Genomic DNA, 782 nt, shown 5'->3' with positions numbered 1-782 from the left:
TCAATCTGACTCCACAGTTCGTCGCTTACCAGTTTCCTGGGCATTTGCTTCACCCCCACTGGTATTTTACTGCATATTCCTCTATTTGTCAGGTTTTGTTAGGTGCTCTAAATGCCGAGGAATTTTACATACATTAAAAAAGGAAAATGAAGAATATTTTATTGCGCCGAGGGATGAATTTTTGCAGGAGTACCAGCAATGGCTTGATGACAATGCTTATGAATGCTTTCCTTTTGAAGATGGTTGGAAAAAATGGGAAGACAAGCTGTATGAAGCGGGAGTAAAGTTAAAACGGAGTGATAAAGGAAAAGATTCCTGGAGGTATCAATATTATAAGGACCAGCCCCCTGTTTGCTGCATTGGGATTCCGATGAAGGAAATCACAAAGGCTGCCAAAAAATATCATCTGCCCAATTTTGGATGTCGAAGCAAGTGGTCGAAGTGACTTCGAAGTGATTCCGAAGTGGCAAAAAGAGTCGAAGTGGTGTCGAAGTAAATGAATGCAAAAAAGAACGTGAAAAAGTGATGTTTTTGACCTTCTTCGGAACTTTGACGCCTTCGACTAGTTCGAAACAATAGTTTAAATGAAGCCGAATAGGCTTTTTAAGGCGTTTTGGGCCGCTCTCCCACCCCGGTGGGAGGGCGGTCCTTTTTTGTGCCCGGGATATGGGGAACTGAACCGCCCCATATTGTGCGGACAGTACAAAAAAGAGGCCTGCAAGGGGTAGAACAAGCGAATCAAAGACTGGCCTGGCGAAGCGAGAGCGGAGCCAGGCCAGTCT

1 protein-coding gene is annotated in these 782 nt (G+C 44.6%); it reads left to right on the top strand.

The genetic code is table 11. The features are described 5' to 3' along the window. The coding region (locus tag B5F27_RS16900; RefSeq protein ID WP_158098282.1) for a hypothetical protein at nt 1–445 on the top strand (445 nt) is incomplete at its 5' end. Nucleotides 446–782: the final 337 nt, after the last annotated feature.

It is taken from the genome of Faecalibacterium sp. An192, assembly GCF_002160175.1.
GTDB lineage: Bacteria > Bacillota > Clostridia > Oscillospirales > Ruminococcaceae > Faecalibacterium.
Note: the sequence above shows the minus strand (reverse complement) of the source record. Positions and strands in the feature narration are given on the sequence as shown.